The organism is Pantoea sp. LMR881 (assembly GCF_027157825.1).
In the GTDB taxonomy this organism is placed as follows: domain Bacteria; phylum Pseudomonadota; class Gammaproteobacteria; order Enterobacterales; family Enterobacteriaceae; genus Pantoea; species Pantoea haifensis.
Genome location: NZ_JAPVOK010000004.1, coordinates 13,886 through 28,488 on the forward strand (window position 1 = coordinate 13,886; position 14,603 = coordinate 28,488).

11 protein-coding genes and 4 pseudogenes are annotated in these 14,603 nt (G+C 51.8%); 9 read left to right on the forward strand and 6 right to left on the reverse strand.

The features are described 5' to 3' along the window. Positions 1-10 precede the first annotated feature (10 nt). Positions 11-1,243, forward strand: a pseudogene (locus O3W44_RS20585) (putative bifunctional diguanylate cyclase/phosphodiesterase); the annotation flags it as partial. Between the two features lie 677 nt (positions 1,244-1,920). Here O3W44_RS20585 and O3W44_RS20590 read toward each other — a convergent pair. Both O3W44_RS20590 and O3W44_RS20595 read right to left on the reverse strand, forming a co-directional pair. Next, positions 1,921-2,157 carry a hypothetical protein gene (locus O3W44_RS20590; RefSeq protein ID WP_269294620.1) on the reverse strand — a complete coding sequence of 79 codons (237 nt, stop codon included), beginning with the start codon at positions 2,155-2,157 and terminating at the stop codon, positions 1,921-1,923. Positions 2,158-3,153: 996 nt separating this feature from the next. Next, positions 3,154-3,511 (reverse strand): annotated as a pseudogene (locus O3W44_RS20595) (transposase); the annotation flags it as partial. Positions 3,512-3,516: 5 nt separating this feature from the next. Here O3W44_RS20595 and O3W44_RS20600 point away from each other — a divergent pair. Further along, positions 3,517-4,332: a LysR family transcriptional regulator gene (locus O3W44_RS20600; protein WP_269294621.1), complete on the forward strand. Its 816-nt coding sequence runs from the start codon at positions 3,517-3,519 to the stop codon at positions 4,330-4,332. A 120-nt stretch (positions 4,333-4,452) separates the two neighbouring features. Here O3W44_RS20600 and O3W44_RS20605 read toward each other — a convergent pair. After that, positions 4,453-5,786, reverse strand: a pseudogene (locus tag O3W44_RS20605) (aminotransferase-like domain-containing protein). A gap of 103 nt (positions 5,787-5,889) precedes the next feature. On the opposite strand from O3W44_RS20605, the pseudogene O3W44_RS20610 reads away from it, so the two are divergent. The 4 genes and pseudogenes from O3W44_RS20610 to O3W44_RS20625 all read left to right on the forward strand — a co-directional run bounded on the left by O3W44_RS20610 (position 5,890) and on the right by O3W44_RS20625 (position 10,792). After that, a pseudogene (locus tag O3W44_RS20610) lies at positions 5,890-6,775 on the forward strand (DMT family transporter). Positions 6,776-7,104: 329 nt separating this feature from the next. Continuing rightward, positions 7,105-7,437, forward strand: coding sequence for a hypothetical protein (locus O3W44_RS20615; protein ID WP_269294622.1), 333 nt, complete (start codon positions 7,105-7,107; stop codon positions 7,435-7,437). A gap of 8 nt (positions 7,438-7,445) precedes the next feature. Beyond that, positions 7,446-7,847: a hypothetical protein gene (locus O3W44_RS20620; RefSeq protein ID WP_269294623.1), complete on the forward strand. Its 402-nt coding sequence runs from the start codon at positions 7,446-7,448 to the stop codon at positions 7,845-7,847. Between the two features lie 656 nt (positions 7,848-8,503). Beyond that, positions 8,504-10,792 carry an AAA family ATPase gene (locus O3W44_RS20625; RefSeq protein WP_269294624.1) on the forward strand — a complete coding sequence of 763 codons (2,289 nt, stop codon included), beginning with the start codon at positions 8,504-8,506 and terminating at the stop codon, positions 10,790-10,792. 31 nt (positions 10,793-10,823) lie between these two features. Here O3W44_RS20625 and O3W44_RS20630 read toward each other — a convergent pair whose 3' ends face one another. After that, positions 10,824-11,369 (reverse strand): hypothetical protein, encoded by a 546-nt coding sequence (locus O3W44_RS20630; RefSeq protein ID WP_269294625.1) that lies wholly within the window; start codon positions 11,367-11,369, stop codon positions 10,824-10,826. A 9-nt stretch (positions 11,370-11,378) separates the two neighbouring features. Between O3W44_RS20630 and O3W44_RS20635 the strand changes: the two genes are divergently transcribed. Next, a complete protein-coding gene (locus O3W44_RS20635) occupies positions 11,379-11,612 on the forward strand; it encodes a hypothetical protein (protein WP_269294626.1) in 234 nt (77 codons plus the stop codon). Between the two features lie 350 nt (positions 11,613-11,962). On the opposite strand, the gene O3W44_RS20640 is transcribed toward O3W44_RS20635, so the two are convergent. Together O3W44_RS20640 and O3W44_RS20645 are read right to left on the reverse strand one after the other, a co-directional pair. Then, positions 11,963-12,505, reverse strand: coding sequence for a hypothetical protein (locus tag O3W44_RS20640; RefSeq protein ID WP_269294627.1), 543 nt, complete (start codon positions 12,503-12,505; stop codon positions 11,963-11,965). A 2-nt stretch (positions 12,506-12,507) separates the two neighbouring features. Further along, positions 12,508-12,942, reverse strand: coding sequence for a hypothetical protein (locus tag O3W44_RS20645; RefSeq protein ID WP_269294628.1), 435 nt, complete (start codon positions 12,940-12,942; stop codon positions 12,508-12,510). A gap of 486 nt (positions 12,943-13,428) precedes the next feature. Here O3W44_RS20645 and O3W44_RS20650 point away from each other — a divergent pair, with 486 nt between their 5' ends. Both O3W44_RS20650 and O3W44_RS20655 read left to right on the forward strand, forming a co-directional pair. Further along, positions 13,429-13,719, forward strand: a complete 291-nt coding sequence (locus O3W44_RS20650) for a hypothetical protein (protein ID WP_269294629.1) — start codon at positions 13,429-13,431, stop codon at positions 13,717-13,719. Between the two features lie 220 nt (positions 13,720-13,939). Continuing rightward, complete coding sequence (locus tag O3W44_RS20655; RefSeq protein WP_269294630.1) at positions 13,940-14,584, forward strand: hypothetical protein; 645 nt, start codon at positions 13,940-13,942, stop codon at positions 14,582-14,584. Positions 14,585-14,603: the final 19 nt, after the last annotated feature.

Consider the following 14,603-nt stretch of genomic DNA (forward strand, 5'->3'; position numbering starts at 1 on the left):
GAAGGAATTCCTGACCGAGCAGTTACAGAACCCGCCTGATACAGAAAATCCCCTGGCCCTGATGATGGTTGATCTTGATAACTTTAAGCCGGTCAACGATATATACGGACATACGGCAGGCGACAGGGTATTGCATGAAACAGCGTCACGGCTCAGCGACTGCCTGAAGTCAACCGGCCTGGTGACGCGCCACGGGGGTGATGAATTTATCATTGTCATTTCGAAACCGGGGGAAAGGAGTCTGTCGAAAACCTCTGTAGCGCCATTATCCGGGAGGTCAGTCAGCCATTTTATATCAACGGCAACGCCGTCCGTATCGGTGCCAGCATGGGGATTGCGCTGGCACCACAGGATGCGCAGGATATGGCAGGTTTACTGAGATTTGCAGACATCGCCCTTTACGCGACGAAAAACGCCGGCCGCAACGGCTGGATGTTCTATCAGCGCGAAATGGGCGAAAAAATTGCTCAGCGGCAGGAAATGGAAAATGAACTGCGTAAAGCTATTCATGAAGAGCAGCTACGTCTCGTCTATCAGCCTCGTTATGATATAAAAACGTCCCGTGTCACGTCTCTGGAGGCTCTGGTCAGATGGGAACACCCCGGCAGGGTCAGATTATGCCAGACCGCTTTATTCCTGTTGCAGAAGAAGCCGGGTTTATTAGTGAACTGAGCGACTGGGTAATGCTTACTGCCTGCCGGGATGTGCATGATTTGTTTCCCGGCTTATCGGTATCGGTAAATATTTCAGCGGTTGAGTTTAAGGATGGTGCGCTTTACGGACGTGTACAGCGGGCACTGAAGCTGTCGGGACTGGAAAGCACCCGAATGGAAATAGAAGTTACTGAAAACGCCATGCTGCTGAACCCGGAAAAAACGATACAAATCATGAATGAGATCCGCGTACTGGGTGTTAAGTTTCTCATTGATGATTTTGGTACCGGTTATGCCTCACTGGGGCAGCTGAGGCGCTTTCCTTTGATGGCATCAAGCTTGACAGGTCGTTTATTATGCCGATAGAGACCTGCCCTGATGCGCGTGATATTGTGGCGAGCCTGATTAATCTGGGTAAAGCCTGCTCGCTGGACATTACCGCTGAAGGTGTGGAAAGCAAGGGGCAGATGGATCTGCTCAGTCAGATGAAATGTGATGTGCTCCAGGGCTATTACATCGGCAGGCCTATGCCGCCTGAGCAGCTGAAGAAAGTGATGCCGGAATTGCCGGGTGTGCAGGATGTTTTATAACGCTACACGGATGTTACTTTCCATGCTGCAGGCTGTGGCGTCCATCTGAACGCTGTCCGGGCCGCCCCGGAATGAATTAATGCGCCTGACGGCTGCCTGCATTACTCCACAGCCGGAGAGCGGGACGATGGCAGCACTGTTCCGGCATAACCGCATGTGCCGGCTTGCAGGGCTTCAGATATCTTCGTCAGGCCCGTGTCAGCCCTGTTTGTAAAACAGCCGATACATGGCCTGGCGGGTAGCTTACCGGGGCCGTTGGCTCTCACGGATGAACGCACCGGTGGGAAAAGTCCGTTTCCTGTTCTGGTTTCGGGGCAAACCGCCGGGCAGAAACATAATACGCCGACCGGTCATCGAGATTAGCTGTGCCGGTGGAAGGCTGCCGGAGCGGGCATCAGCCGTTACTGCACGGGCCGTGCCCATCAGAAGACGTCCGCATACGAACTGATGAAGTGTCCGGGTCACTTTTACCCCAGCCCACCATTTATTATATTCGTATAATCGCTAATCTCTTTGTATTTCCTTCCCTGTTGCTGATCGCGCCATACTCAGTCCCTGTATGCGCTCTGCTGTGCCTGCAGCAGGTCAGTTATCGGGACATAGCGTCCGGTCTGTATCCTGTTGTCTTTTTATGCACACCGTGAATCCGGTAAAATTTTCCGATATTCTTAAGACGGTTAACGTCGGGCCAGCCTGATGTTCAGGACGTCAGGGTTAAGTTCAGGCGTGGCCGCCCCGAAGCCTGTCGTCCAGGGGATTTCATTAATCATTCCGTCCCGGGAAAAACAGATCCGGTTCTCAGCCATAAACAGGGCCGTAAACCTTCCCAGTAACCGGTTGTTCAGCTCGAAGCTGAGTTCTCTGGCTTGCCGCCGTCCTTCCTGTGTTGAAATATAATCTGTCAGTAGATTCATGCGTTACTCCCGTATACGGATAACAGTATCTTTTGTTTCGGCTGGCCTTTCTATCCGGCTGATTCTTAAAATATTCTGATGGCAAATCACTGCCCTGCCCGGAAAGATAAACTTTCAGGCAGAAAAAGAATGTCAGAAGTTATGTGATAGCGCTGGAGCTGACGTGGTTTAAAATATGAAAATTACTGTAGCGAAAAATAATGCGCCTGATGTGGTTCTGTAATAACGGTCGTATCAGTCGTGCATATTGTTTTCAGAGCACACAAAAAATAACCGATAAGATATTTTTTGTGCCACGGCTTCATCAGAAAGCCGGGTACAAATTTTCTTTACAGCGCATAGTCAGAAATTCGGGTTCATAGTCAGTGCTGTTAAAAATTTTCAGGCACCTTCAGGGTAATTTCGCAGGGAAACAATGTCCCAGATCAATATTCCACTGGCGCCGTTATGGAGAATTAACGGCTCAACCTGTATCGGGTGATGCTATGCATCCCCTCCGGAAGCGTTACGGATTACGGTTCCGGAGGGTTGTTTTTGCTTGTGTCCGGGACACGGCTGTCAGTAGAGAAGTGTCCCGAATGACTGCCCGTTGCCTGAGATGTGGCGTTTTTCTGCCGCCTGATGAAGCGTACTTTTTATGACAGCTGTGAACGCTGCGAACGGCTTGAAATGACAGAACAGGAAGAATCATGTCTTCTGATTAAACCGCCGTTACTTATAGAGGCCGCCTGGAGAACGGAATCTATGGTCACTCCCGTTTTTGCAACACCGATTTTGACGATAAGTTGGCTTGCTTGAATCTATCCGGCGTCTGAATGGGACTTTATTCCCGCGCCTCGATGAGTTCCGCGCCTGATGAACCTTCAGAAAATATACGGCTTCAATGAGCCTTTCCGTTTTACAGGTTCCTCAACAGGCCGGTGGGCCGTTAATATCATCAATATCAGTATTCGCAAAACCAGATGAGTGATTCGTTAAACCGGTGTATTTCTGCCGTTATGCTTCATAAGTTTGCTGTCGTGCCGTCAGTGCCAGGCTATTCTGGCCAGCTTGTTTGCCAGAGCACAAGTGACGACAAAGTTGCTTTTCCTGCACAGTAAATCCCTGACCCAATCGGCCAATTTACCAGACTGGTGTTCCAGTTTTTGTATGAATACCCTGGCACATTGAACCAACAAAGTTCGGATCTTTTGTTGCCTCGCTTACTAATTCCCAGCAATGTCGTCCGACCTCCCGTGCTGTACTGTCGAGGTACCAGCCCTGTTGCCGCCGCAAAGTCACGGCTGCTGGCGTACTGCTTCCCGTCGCCAATCTCAGTTGAAATAGTACTCGCTGTCAGTGTTCCGACGCAGGGGTTCCATGTCCGCTGCGGCAAAAGAGCTTCACGTCGACCATGCCACCGTAAGCCGGCGCATCGCCGCCCTCGAAATTTCGCCCGGTCTTCGTCTCACTGAACGTTTGCCCAGACGTACCGCTCTTACAGAACAGGGTAAAGTCATTGCCTCTGTGGCTGATGAAATGAACAGGATTTCAGACCGGGTTTATATACAGGCTAAGTCGCTGTCTGCTGCGCCAGCGGCTGCTGTCAGGATTAGCGCATCCCCGGCTGTCGCTGCGCTGTTGATTGCACCGGCCGTGGCTGACTTTACGCAAAGTCATCCGAACATCCCGCTCTCCTTATCAGGCGTATCCCATCATGTTCAACTGAACAAAGGCGAGGCTGATATTGCGGTCCGTCTGACAAGACCGGATGATCCCGATTTGCTGGTACGCCGGATCGGGACGATGCGTTTCGGCCTGTATGCTTCACCTTCCTGGCAGGATCGGCCGCCCGAAAGTTGGTCATTCATTGGCTACGAGAAGTCGCTGGATTATGTGACGCAGCAGAAATGGCTGGAATCCCTGCTGAACGGCAGGCGGATTATTTTCAGGGCAAGCGACCTGATGGCACAGCAGCAGGCCGCCAGGAGTGGGCTTGGCGTGGTTACGTTACCCTGTTTTATGGGGGACAATGACAGCTCTCTGATAAAACTGACTGTAAACTCTCCCCCTCCAGGCAGAAGTATGTGGCTGGTTGCCTATCCAGAGTACAGACGCGATCCCTCAGCTGTAATGGTCATGGAATTTCTGGCTGGCGTTGTTGGAAAGGCATGTCCGCCTGACAGTACCTCCTGAAACGTGAGGCCGGAGTAGGTTTGGTTATCAACATATCGTGATGTTGTCGATGTCTGCTGTTGACACAAAGCAGCCTTATGCGGGCGGTAAGTCCGCTATGAGCGAAAAGCGGACACTCGTTCAGAAATCTTTTTCATACTCAATAGTCTCTTTAATCGTAGTGAGTGCCTCGCTCAGTTGGGTCATTGTGACTGAGCCAAGAGCGAGGCGAATAGCATGCGGCACGCTATCTGAAGTGCTGAACGGTTCTGCTGTGGAAACGGAGATGCTTTGCTGCATCAACCGGTGGACAAGTCTGTCAGCCCTTACCTCCTGAGGCAACAGTAACCAGATAAAGTATGAGTTTGCATGGCTTACCCATTCACTGTTCATAAGTATTTTGCGGGCCAGCGCCTGACGTTGGCGGGCGTCGCGTCTTTTCAGCGACTCAAAGCGTTTTATGGTGCCATTTTTTAATCCAGCCGCAGACAATCGAAACCATCAGAGAGGGGGTATTCCAGGTCGTTGCCCTGATGGCTCGCTCCAGGGCGATACGCATGCCAGCGGGGCATACTACGGCACCTACACGCAAGCCCGTGGCAATGCTTTTGGCAAAACCGGTTACATAAACCGTTCTTTCGGGCGCATAAGTGGCAAGCGGCGGTGGGGGACGTCGGATAAGAAAAGCATAGGCCGCATCTTCGATGATGAGCAGATCGAACGTTCTGGCAATCAGGGCCAGCTCCTGCGCTGGGCATTATTCATAACCCAGCCAAGCGGGTTATGCAGCGTCGGCATCGTATAAACCGCACGGAGGCGCCTGCGCTGGCAGATATGCCTGAGTGCAGTCAGGTCCGATCCGCTGGCACTGGCGGGTATCGCCACAAGTTCAAGGTGGTACAGGCTGGCCAAAGCTTTGAAGCCGGGATAGGTCAGCGCGTCAACAGCAACTACATCGCCGGGTTTCAGCAGCCCCATCACGGCAATGCTAAGACCGTGCTGCGCGCCATTGACGATTAAAACATCATCGGCTGAAGTATTCAGGCCGGTGCAATTAAGCCATGTCGCGATTGTCTCTCTGTCGCTTTGTCTGCCCGCATGAGGCTGGTATCGCATCAGGGAAGCCAGATCGCCTGATGTGGTCAGCTGTCGCATTGCGTCGCGTAACCGTTCTGACTGATCCGGCAGGGAAGGATAGTTGAAGTTCAGATCGAGCACATCTGACGCCACTGCGTGCTGATCTAACCCCAGCCCCGCAGGCAGAGAAATCTCCTGACGAAAGTCCCTCTTCCGGTTTCTCCGCTCACAAGACCCATGGCTTCCAGCTCAGCGTAAACGCGGGTAGCTGTTGCAAGAGACATGTGTTTTTCAGCCGACAGTGCTCTGTGAGTAGGCAGACGTGTGCCCGGCAGGAGCATGCCGGCTCGGATAGCGGATGCAAACTCATCCACGATGACTTTATATCTCGCTTTCATAAATTGTATCTATGACAATTATTTGATTGTAATGAATGCTGGAACTTAGCATAGAGGATGTCAACTTCATTAAAAACGTTATATGAACTGAACGAGGTCTGGTGTGGCCAAAAACAGGGTAAGTAAAACCAATTCAGCTCTGAAGTCAGGCTGGTTAAGCGGGCTGGCGGGAGTGGTCATTTTCAGTGGTTCTTTGCCCGCAACCCGCATAGCAGTACAGGAAATGGATCCCTTTTTTTCTGACTTTTTGCGTGCTTCAGTTGCCGGTGTGCTGGCCATTATGCTGATCCTTTTTAAGACAGACACGCCCGCAGCGGAGCCAGCTGATTTCCTGATTATCGTTGCCCTGGGCGTAATAGTCGGTTTTCCTCTTCTGACAGCAATGGCGCTGCGACATGTTTCCTCGGCACACTCCGTTGTGTTTCTAGGGCTTCTGCCCATGGCAACCGCTGTTTTTGGCGTTGTCAGAGGAGGTGAAAGGCCCAGGCTGGCTTTCTGGATATTTTCTGTAACCGGCAGCCTGCTGGTGATGGGATTCGCCTTATTCCAGGGCGGGGCTATATCTGCAACCGGCGATCTGCTGATGCTGGCCTCGGTCGTTGTGTGTGGCCTCGGCTATGCCGAAGGCGCGAAGCTTTCGCGTGAGCTGGGGGATGGCAGGTTATCTGCTGGGCGCTGATCATTGCGCTGCCTGTGATGTTGGTTGCCACCATTGAGACAATACCGGAGGGCATAAGTAATATAAGCCTGCCGGTATGGCTTGCGCTGGGATATGTATCTCTGTTCAGTATGCTGATCGGTTTTATTTTCTGGTACAGGGGCTGGCCGCTGGAGGCATCGCCGCTGTAGGGCAGTTACAGTTGCTGCAGCCATTCTTCGGCCTCGGGCTTTCGGCAACGCTGCTGTCTGAAACGGTAAGCCCGGTGATGATTATCATAACGCTGGGCGTAATCGTTTGTGTAATCGGCTCGCGCAGATTTGCACATTAAGCCACAGCCACTTCTCCTGTCTTTTGAGATTCTTATAATGTCCGCTTCTGGCACAAAGCGGACATAAGTGCCTAAAGGTCCGATTTGAGCGAGGATCGGACGTTCGCAATCGTTCCCACAACAAATGAGGTAATTATTAACATCGGTTTGTGTTAATGAGCGGGGAACAGGTCATCACCCCAACAGATAATTCCCTAATTTGACTGTAACAAATGCCTGCTAGCGTGGACCTCCGGGGATGCTTAAGCTCGATTAACTGTTTCATTAAACAGTTAATGGGTAAGCCATCGCAATTTTTAGCTTTTAGTCCGCAGAAAAGGATTATTGGGATGATTTTTACTGACGATAAGATGCTGGGGTACGGTAGTGCTCAACGGGCATTCTCAGACGGAGACGAAATTTCTCTGGATGCCAATTACCGGCGCGCTCACCTTCCTTTGGTTAATCCGTCACACCCTGATGTTATAGCCATTGATGAAGACTACTTTATGGGTACTTATACCACTAAACGCAATTCTCTTGTGTTGCCTGTCAGCGATGAGCGTCTGCGCGAGACGGCTATTTTTATCGGGCTTGAAAAGGCACTGCGCAACGCATCTTTTTCCGGGAAGATAGCCGGGATCTACTGGATAAGCGGAAAAATCTGCTACATGCAACTATAAGTAGCGGGTTGAGTGATGATTGCACCGAGCATGTCACGAAAGCCCTTCAGTCATTTTTAAATACTCCTCCCTGTAAGAAATACAGGCTTGGCGGAATTTTCATTGGGCCGGTTAACACGGGAAGACTGTATTTAAAAGTATATCCGGAAGCAAACGGTGCGGGACACATCTTCGGGGAGATACAGTCACTGCTTGGGCTTAAGCAAACGAAGTTCTTTCTTGTTGGATATTTTAACCTGACAGACCATCTCGACCAGCATCAAACGCAGGAACTTTCTACTATCCTGGACCGCTTTCGTAATGAAACGCTTTGGGAAGATGACATCAGGGAGTTGTGGCTCATTTCAACGCAAGATGATTTAGTATTGAGTGGTAAAATAACAAAAAAGATTGTCAGATCTGAAAACTAGCGTTTAAGTCCCATCTGTTCATTCCGCCTGAAGTGACCTGCTTCCTGAATATGACCAGTTCAGATGCCATCAGCGTCCGCATTTGGCACAAAGCGGACATTCACTGAAAGAACAGTTCACGAGCGAGCATCTGCGTCTTCCATTGCCGCTTTTACTTTGTGAATAGTCTGACGTTTAGTGTTAGTGTCATTCGACGGTACCACGCGGTCCCCTTCTAAATCTCATCCTCTCGAATAAACGCTCAGCTCCTTCTGGATCACTCCGGTCTTGTGGTTGCGATGAAAGCTGGCAACACCTCCATGTATAGGCACAATTATTCATCCGCTGTAATATGGTTACCGGTATCTGGTGGGAACGACTACGAGCCAACACTTTAGACTCTAATGTCGGGACGCCATGCTCTTCGTAATACTGTAAGCCGAAGCGTTAGATCTGAGCGTAATTTCAGTAATATAAGCGAATCGGTAATAGAAGCCGCTCATGCCGGTACAGCGTATGCAGAGTCTTTGCCCAAAGCAGGTTTAAGAAGTAATTAGCCTGTCTGTAAGGACCCTGCCTTTGCGCAAAAGAGCAGACACGAACGCTGTCGAACCAGAATGTTAATTAGTCCAGCCTCTCCGTCAGAACAGCTTAATACGATTTATAAGGATATTTGCGTGTTAGAAAGAATTCAGAAAATAACCAGCATCGGCCTCTTTGCCGATACGAAGCCTTCTGCTTTTCCGTTCCGTAAGCTGTCTCTGATATACGCAGATAACGGTCGGGGTAAATCAACGTTGGCGGCGTTGCTCAAATCCTGCGGCGATAATCAGCCGCAGCTGCTGCTCAACCGCCGCACGATCGGATCAACCACGCCTCAGTACGCAGAGCTCCTGTTTTCGCAGGGGAACAGGTCTGCCTTTACTGCCGGGCAATGGAGTGCGCAGTATCACGGCACGCATGTCTACGACCTTAATTTTGTTGAAAGCAGCGTTTATTCAGGCGGCGAGATTAACGCGACGCACAGGAAGCGACTGCTGAGTTTTGCACTGGGCGAGAAGGCCGTCAGCGCGATGAAGGCCTTCAGTGACGCTACGGATGCGGCCGCAGAGAAAACAAGAAGTCGTAAAGCCGCCGAGGACAAGCTGACCCCACACCGTGGCAAAGCAACGCCTGCGGCGTACATGCGTATGAAAAAGATTGCCGGAGCGGCTGAAGAAATTGCCACCACTGAACAACAGCTTCGTCAGGCGGACAACTTAGCCTCAATCCGTACTCGTAAAGGCTATGACTCCTTTGCCCGCTTCAGGCCCGATTTGGCCGGGCTGCTGGCAATTCTGAACACAACCCATCAGGAGCTGAGCTCACAGGCAGAAGACGCCGTCAGGGCCCATGTGGATCATATCGAATCGGCGGATTTCAAAAGCTGGGCGCACAACGGGCTGAACTTCATTAAAAATGAAACATGCCCTTTCTGTACGCAAAGCCTGAATGGAATCGCCCTCATTGACTACTATCGCGAGTGCTTTGATGAGGCATTCAGCAGGCTTACTGGCCAGGTTGCCACCCTAGATGACCTGAAAGGGCGCGTCATGGGGACGCTGAACTTACCGCTGCTTCAGAGCCGCATAGAGCAGGCAGAGGCGATAACCGATCTCTGGGCCGGTGAACTCGACTTAAAGGTTGAGTTGCCCAATCTGGAGCAGATTAAAGCACGTTATGAAGAGCTTGATGCGCTACTCACGCAGCTTGTTGTGCAGAAAAAAATCTCCCCGCTGACGGCCCTGGATAAAATGCTAGCTGATCGCTGCACTGCGCTGCTGGATGCAATTAATGATCCGCTGGACGGATTTAATGTCAGCGTGACCATCGCCAACGCGCGTATTGCTGAATTTCGTGAACAGCTGGGTCAGCTTCCTGTTGCGCAGCTGCGTGCGCGGCTGAATGAGCTCAACGAAAGGCAGAAGCGGTTTTCAACTGAGGTTATCGCACTGATCGAATCCTGTGAGCAGGCTAAGGCGGCGGAAAAGCTGGCGCTGGATGAAAAGGAAGCGCGACGGGAGGCTCTGAGCGCCATCATGCGCAATACGCTCGGGCAGTATGAACAGACTATCAACAAGCTGCTGATAAACTTTGGCGCGCGATTCAGTATCCGGGAAATCAGCTACAACTACAGCGGCGGCGGTGAGCCCAAATCAGAATATGCCATTGAGCTGCGCGGTGAAAAACTGGCCCTGAGCGGCGAGGCATCCTCTTTCAGAACGTCCCTGAGCGAAGGCGACAAGCGCACGCTTGCCTTTGCCTTTTTCATTGCGGTGGTGGTAAGCGATCCCGGGCTGCAGAATAAAATCGTAGTGATTGACGACCCCATGTGCAGCTTGGATAAACACCGCCGCACCCAGACCCTGAGCGTGCTCAAAAAAGTTTATGATGGCAGCCGGCAGCTCATCGTCATGGCGCACGATATGTACTTTCTGAAATCCCTGCTCGACGAGTTTGAAAAGAAAAAGGAATCGCAGAACGTGGCCTGCATGCGCATTGTGCATGCTCAGGGAGACCACAGTCATTTTGCAACGCTGGACGTGGATCGCGAATGTGAGTCCGCCTATTACAGCAACCACAGGCTGGTCAGTGGCTACCTGGCCGGAGAGAACTATGTCGCACGCGAAGTAGCAACCGCTATCCGACCGCTGCTGGAAGGTTATCTGCACCGGCGTTATCCTGGACACGTAGCGCCGGGGCTGCTTTTTGGTGAGATTGTAAGAAAAATTGCCGGGGCAGGCTCTGACAGTCCGCTCTGCCACGCCGCCACGCTGGTTGACGAGCTCAATGAAATCAACAGCTATGCCGGCAAGTTTCACCACGACACGAACGCGGCCGCCGGAGCTGAAAACGTCGAACCCGGGGAGCTGCTCGCCTACTCACGCCGTGCGCTGAGCGTCATTTACGGTGGCCGCGTGGCATAGCTTACCGCGGGTTACGCCCGCGGCCTTTCCCTCAGCGGACCGGATGCAGCGCGTAAATCCTGCTGTCGTATTCAAATATCTGAGATTGATTGCATGAGCCGGCTGCGTTCACCACGCCCCGCAGATTTCGTTTCTGCCGGCGAGTCAAAAGACAGAACTGCCTGCTGAAACTGTGAATTTCCAGCTCCTGAACCGAGCAGATGCGCAGCGCGTGGCTGAAAAGACCCATTTTTTCCATAATGGCGTGTTTGTCCGGCTCAATGACGCGGATAAGCGACTCCGCTTTGCGTATTTTGGTGCGGATGGTGTCGATGGCCGTTGCGGCATCCGTCACGTTTGGTGCCTTGATCCACAGGGGCTCATGATGAAAAAGCCGGTTGCGGTACTCCCTGAGTTCCACGATCAGATCCTGGATTTTTTGCCGGGCGTTTTTTTCAGCAGGTGAAATGCTGTTGTAAAGCCGGAACACGCGCCCGGTGGATATCGGCCACAGAAAGCTCCGGTTTTTTCCGCTGTTAGGCGCGGCAAAGTCATTGTTGAGGATAAAGTGCCAGGCGCTGAAGTCGGTCGCCGCCACGATCTGATCATGGCTCCACTGCGGCAGCGGATAAGGGCGCTGCTTGTTCTTTTTCTGCTGCTTTTTCCATGCGTCGTCCAGATTACGGATGGCTCTGTCAATTTTACCGTAAAAGGCCGTGCCGGCGATGGGCTTTGCGCAGCCAAGCGCGGTATTGTCCCACCACTTCTGCCCGAACCGTCGGGTCGCCTCGGTGTCGACGGCGTTGCGCAGGGTTATTTCCAGGTTCTGCAGCAGGGGTAAATTGCGCCAGCTGCCAGCTGGCTCCAGACGTAAATCCCGTAAAGTTCGTGGTCGTGAACGGGTTTAAATGTGACAATGTAACTCCCCAGCCGCGGACTCGAAATCAGCGGCAGAACGGCGTTCAGCGGCGTGTTGAATGGCATTGCAGCTCCTTTAGCCGGTAATCTGGTGCGTGATATCAGGTTGACGCATTTTACCGCATCCTGTATTATTAATCGGAATCCGCCTGCAGCGCTAACTTCCCCTTAACTGGTTCTAGTCGCGCTGCATCACAGGCAAAGCGTTACTGAAGGCCCACCTATGGTGGGCCTTCCTCGTTTCTGCGCTCCGTAACCTTCCCTGGCCGCCCGTCACGGGTGTGCATCGCCGTCATGGCCGCTGAAGATACTGTCGACCCCGGCGCACAGGGTCTCCGCGACCTCCTGCAGCGTCACGGGATTTTCACCCTCAGCTATTCCGTTCGAATAAAGGTGCAGTTCTGCGCGCCCTTCCCGGAAACAGAACCCCATTTTCCAGCCTTCCCCATCAGGTACGGCTAGGCCGTACGGACCATCGGGGGTAATAAGCCTTCTCTCCAGAACCGGCAGTTCAAACTGCCGCGTGGCCGCGTTCCGCACATTACGGGTTTTCAGGGCATCCAACGTCACGATCGCGCGCCATGCGCCGTGCTGATAGTCTGGCGGACTGAAAATATCACACCGGCAGTATTTACCCAGCGCGCCGGCCGGGCCGTTCAGCATCAGCGGCGGCGCCAGCAGGGCCTGGCGGATTTCACTTGCGTCGCGCAGCACCGTTGCAAGACCGATACCTGCAGGCGAAAGGATTTCGCGGTAGGCGCGCATCAGGGTATCGATCCCCCGCAGCGACGTTTCAACAAACAGCGCAAACGTCATGGCTATGCCCCGGGGATCCATACGGCATACTGCAGCGTCTGCCTGGCGCGCAGCGAAAGCGCCGGAGCCGCGCGCAGCAGCACTTCGTTCATGTCATCTTCAGACTCAAGCCCGAGAATGCTGCACCAGGCCGCGTTAGTGGTCCGGGGCCAGTCAGCGTCGAACCAGTCCTGCTTCAGGGTGGCGCCCGCCGCGCGGGCTACCTCCTGATCGAGCGCGTCACACAGGCTGCTGGATATGCAGAACAGGCGCAGCGGATCCTGCATCGTGACGTCCATGATGGTGCGCGCCATCGCGGAGCGCGCGATTCTCATTGCCGCAGAGATTCTTTCCAGATTCTGGACCGTAGCCGGCTGCATATTCTTTATGTTCATCGAAGTGCTCAGTTCGCCAGTTGGGATGTCCGGATCAGGCTGAGCGTTACCTTTCTTAATCATATACATCCTTTTCTCTGATTATTATACTAATAACACCTAGCAGTATCTTTATTGTTTTTAGGATAACATTAATCAAGATGGGTGGTAAATTCGATTCCGGGATAAATTAATACCAATTTACACCATAAGTATATTTTATGTTCAGCTGCTTTTACGGGATCCGGTTTCTGTAAGAACCGGATCTTAAAAAGATATCGGTTATTTTTGGAACAAAATGAAAATTTGTGCTATACTATACAGTGTGTTACAGGATTTTTCACATACCTGATTCGTAACTCACCTGCTGCTCATCACTGCATTTTTCATGCTTTATGGTTTCCGCAAAATCCCCTATGAAGGAATAAACCGGATCTTTCATTGACACCGGTCAGATAATTTCGTGAGTGACTGTTAGCAGTGGAATATTTTACAAAGGGCAATGGAATGTCTCTTCTGAAATAATAAATATTAATAACTAATTTATATCTAATGATAAGGAAATCAATAATGAACAAAGAAACTAAATGGGTGCTTGAAGAAGTCATCGATATTCTTCGTGTGTTGGGCCACACAGGTCTCTGGTATCACGAAGAACGGTTCGGTCATCTGCCAGTCACACGCATCATCGTCTCTGACGACAACCGTACGTTGGCAATGTGGTCTGACGAGAAGAAAGCTTGGGAAATCTGGCCTGCAGCATTAACCGTTGTCTTCAGACAGAAAAGTGCGATTGCAGCAACGGGTCAGGCCGTGACCGGAGAGTGGATGTTCCAGAGAATGACAATAGAACCGTCCTGACTCTTAACCAAGAACTATCAGTTCGTGAGTGCCCCTTAGAATTCTCAGTTATGTAGCTGAACACTCACTTAACAGGTGACATGTTATGCATGTTTTGGTTGTAACGAGCTTACGCTTCAACAAAGGAAAAACTGATGCGAACCGAGCAGATCGCTGACAGTGTGGCGGCAGCTGTAACTCACCCGGTCACGGTTCAGGTGATTAATCAGGGGGCCGGAATATGGGGAACGTGGCCACCGGTTTGATCACCGCTGGCGCGGCGATTGCGGCCGTAATGCTGACGCACCGGTTTACGCTTAAGCGTGAAAAGGCGGCAGCCGAAGGTAAGCAGATAAGAGAGCGTTACTTCATAGGCACCGAGCTGGTGTTTATGTTGGAAAGATTTTCCCAGCGATGCGCCCCGGCTGCTTATGAGTCAGGTTATTACGATCATGAATCAGGCTACATTCAGGTGACGCACGATTTGCCAGACATCGACTACTCATCCATTACTGGTGACTGGCGCTCACTGCCGCAGGATCTCATGTATCGGTTGATTCAGATCCCGGTTTTACAGGAAGAAGCGCGCAAGTCGGTAGCTGCCGCGTTTAATAACGACTCCCCTGGGATGGTGATGACGGTCTGTATGAACTTAATAAACAGTCCTGCAGGCTTGGGCTTCGTGCAATACGTCTTTCGCGGGAACTCAGACGTCTTTGCTCAATGCCGGAAGATGAACTGTCAGTGCACCCTGGTCAGCATGGCGGACGCTGTCCATCGTGCGAGCCCGGATTATCGACACCGATTTGCGCCACGCACGCAGCCACTACAAAATGATGTCAGAACTCAGCATACCCGTCGCAGTAAGCAGCTCGCAGGCATCTGATAATGAAGAAGGGGATCGA

Coding starts and splice junctions, on each gene's coding strand:
- O3W44_RS20640 (WP_269294627.1), bottom strand. CDS start 12,505: ATGACGTTTGCGCTGTTTGTTGAAACGTCGCTGCGGGGGATCGATACC.
- O3W44_RS20590 (WP_269294620.1), bottom strand. CDS start 2,157: ATGAATCTACTGACAGATTATATTTCAACACAGGAAGGACGGCGGCAA.
- O3W44_RS20600 (WP_269294621.1), top strand. CDS start 3,517: ATGTCCGCTGCGGCAAAAGAGCTTCACGTCGACCATGCCACCGTAAGC.
- O3W44_RS20645 (WP_269294628.1), bottom strand. CDS start 12,942: ATGATTAAGAAAGGTAACGCTCAGCCTGATCCGGACATCCCAACTGGC.
- O3W44_RS20615 (WP_269294622.1), top strand. CDS start 7,105: ATGATTTTTACTGACGATAAGATGCTGGGGTACGGTAGTGCTCAACGG.
- O3W44_RS20650 (WP_269294629.1), top strand. CDS start 13,429: ATGAACAAAGAAACTAAATGGGTGCTTGAAGAAGTCATCGATATTCTT.
- O3W44_RS20635 (WP_269294626.1), top strand. CDS start 11,379: ATGGCTCCACTGCGGCAGCGGATAAGGGCGCTGCTTGTTCTTTTTCTG.
- O3W44_RS20655 (WP_269294630.1), top strand. CDS start 13,940: ATGGGGAACGTGGCCACCGGTTTGATCACCGCTGGCGCGGCGATTGCG.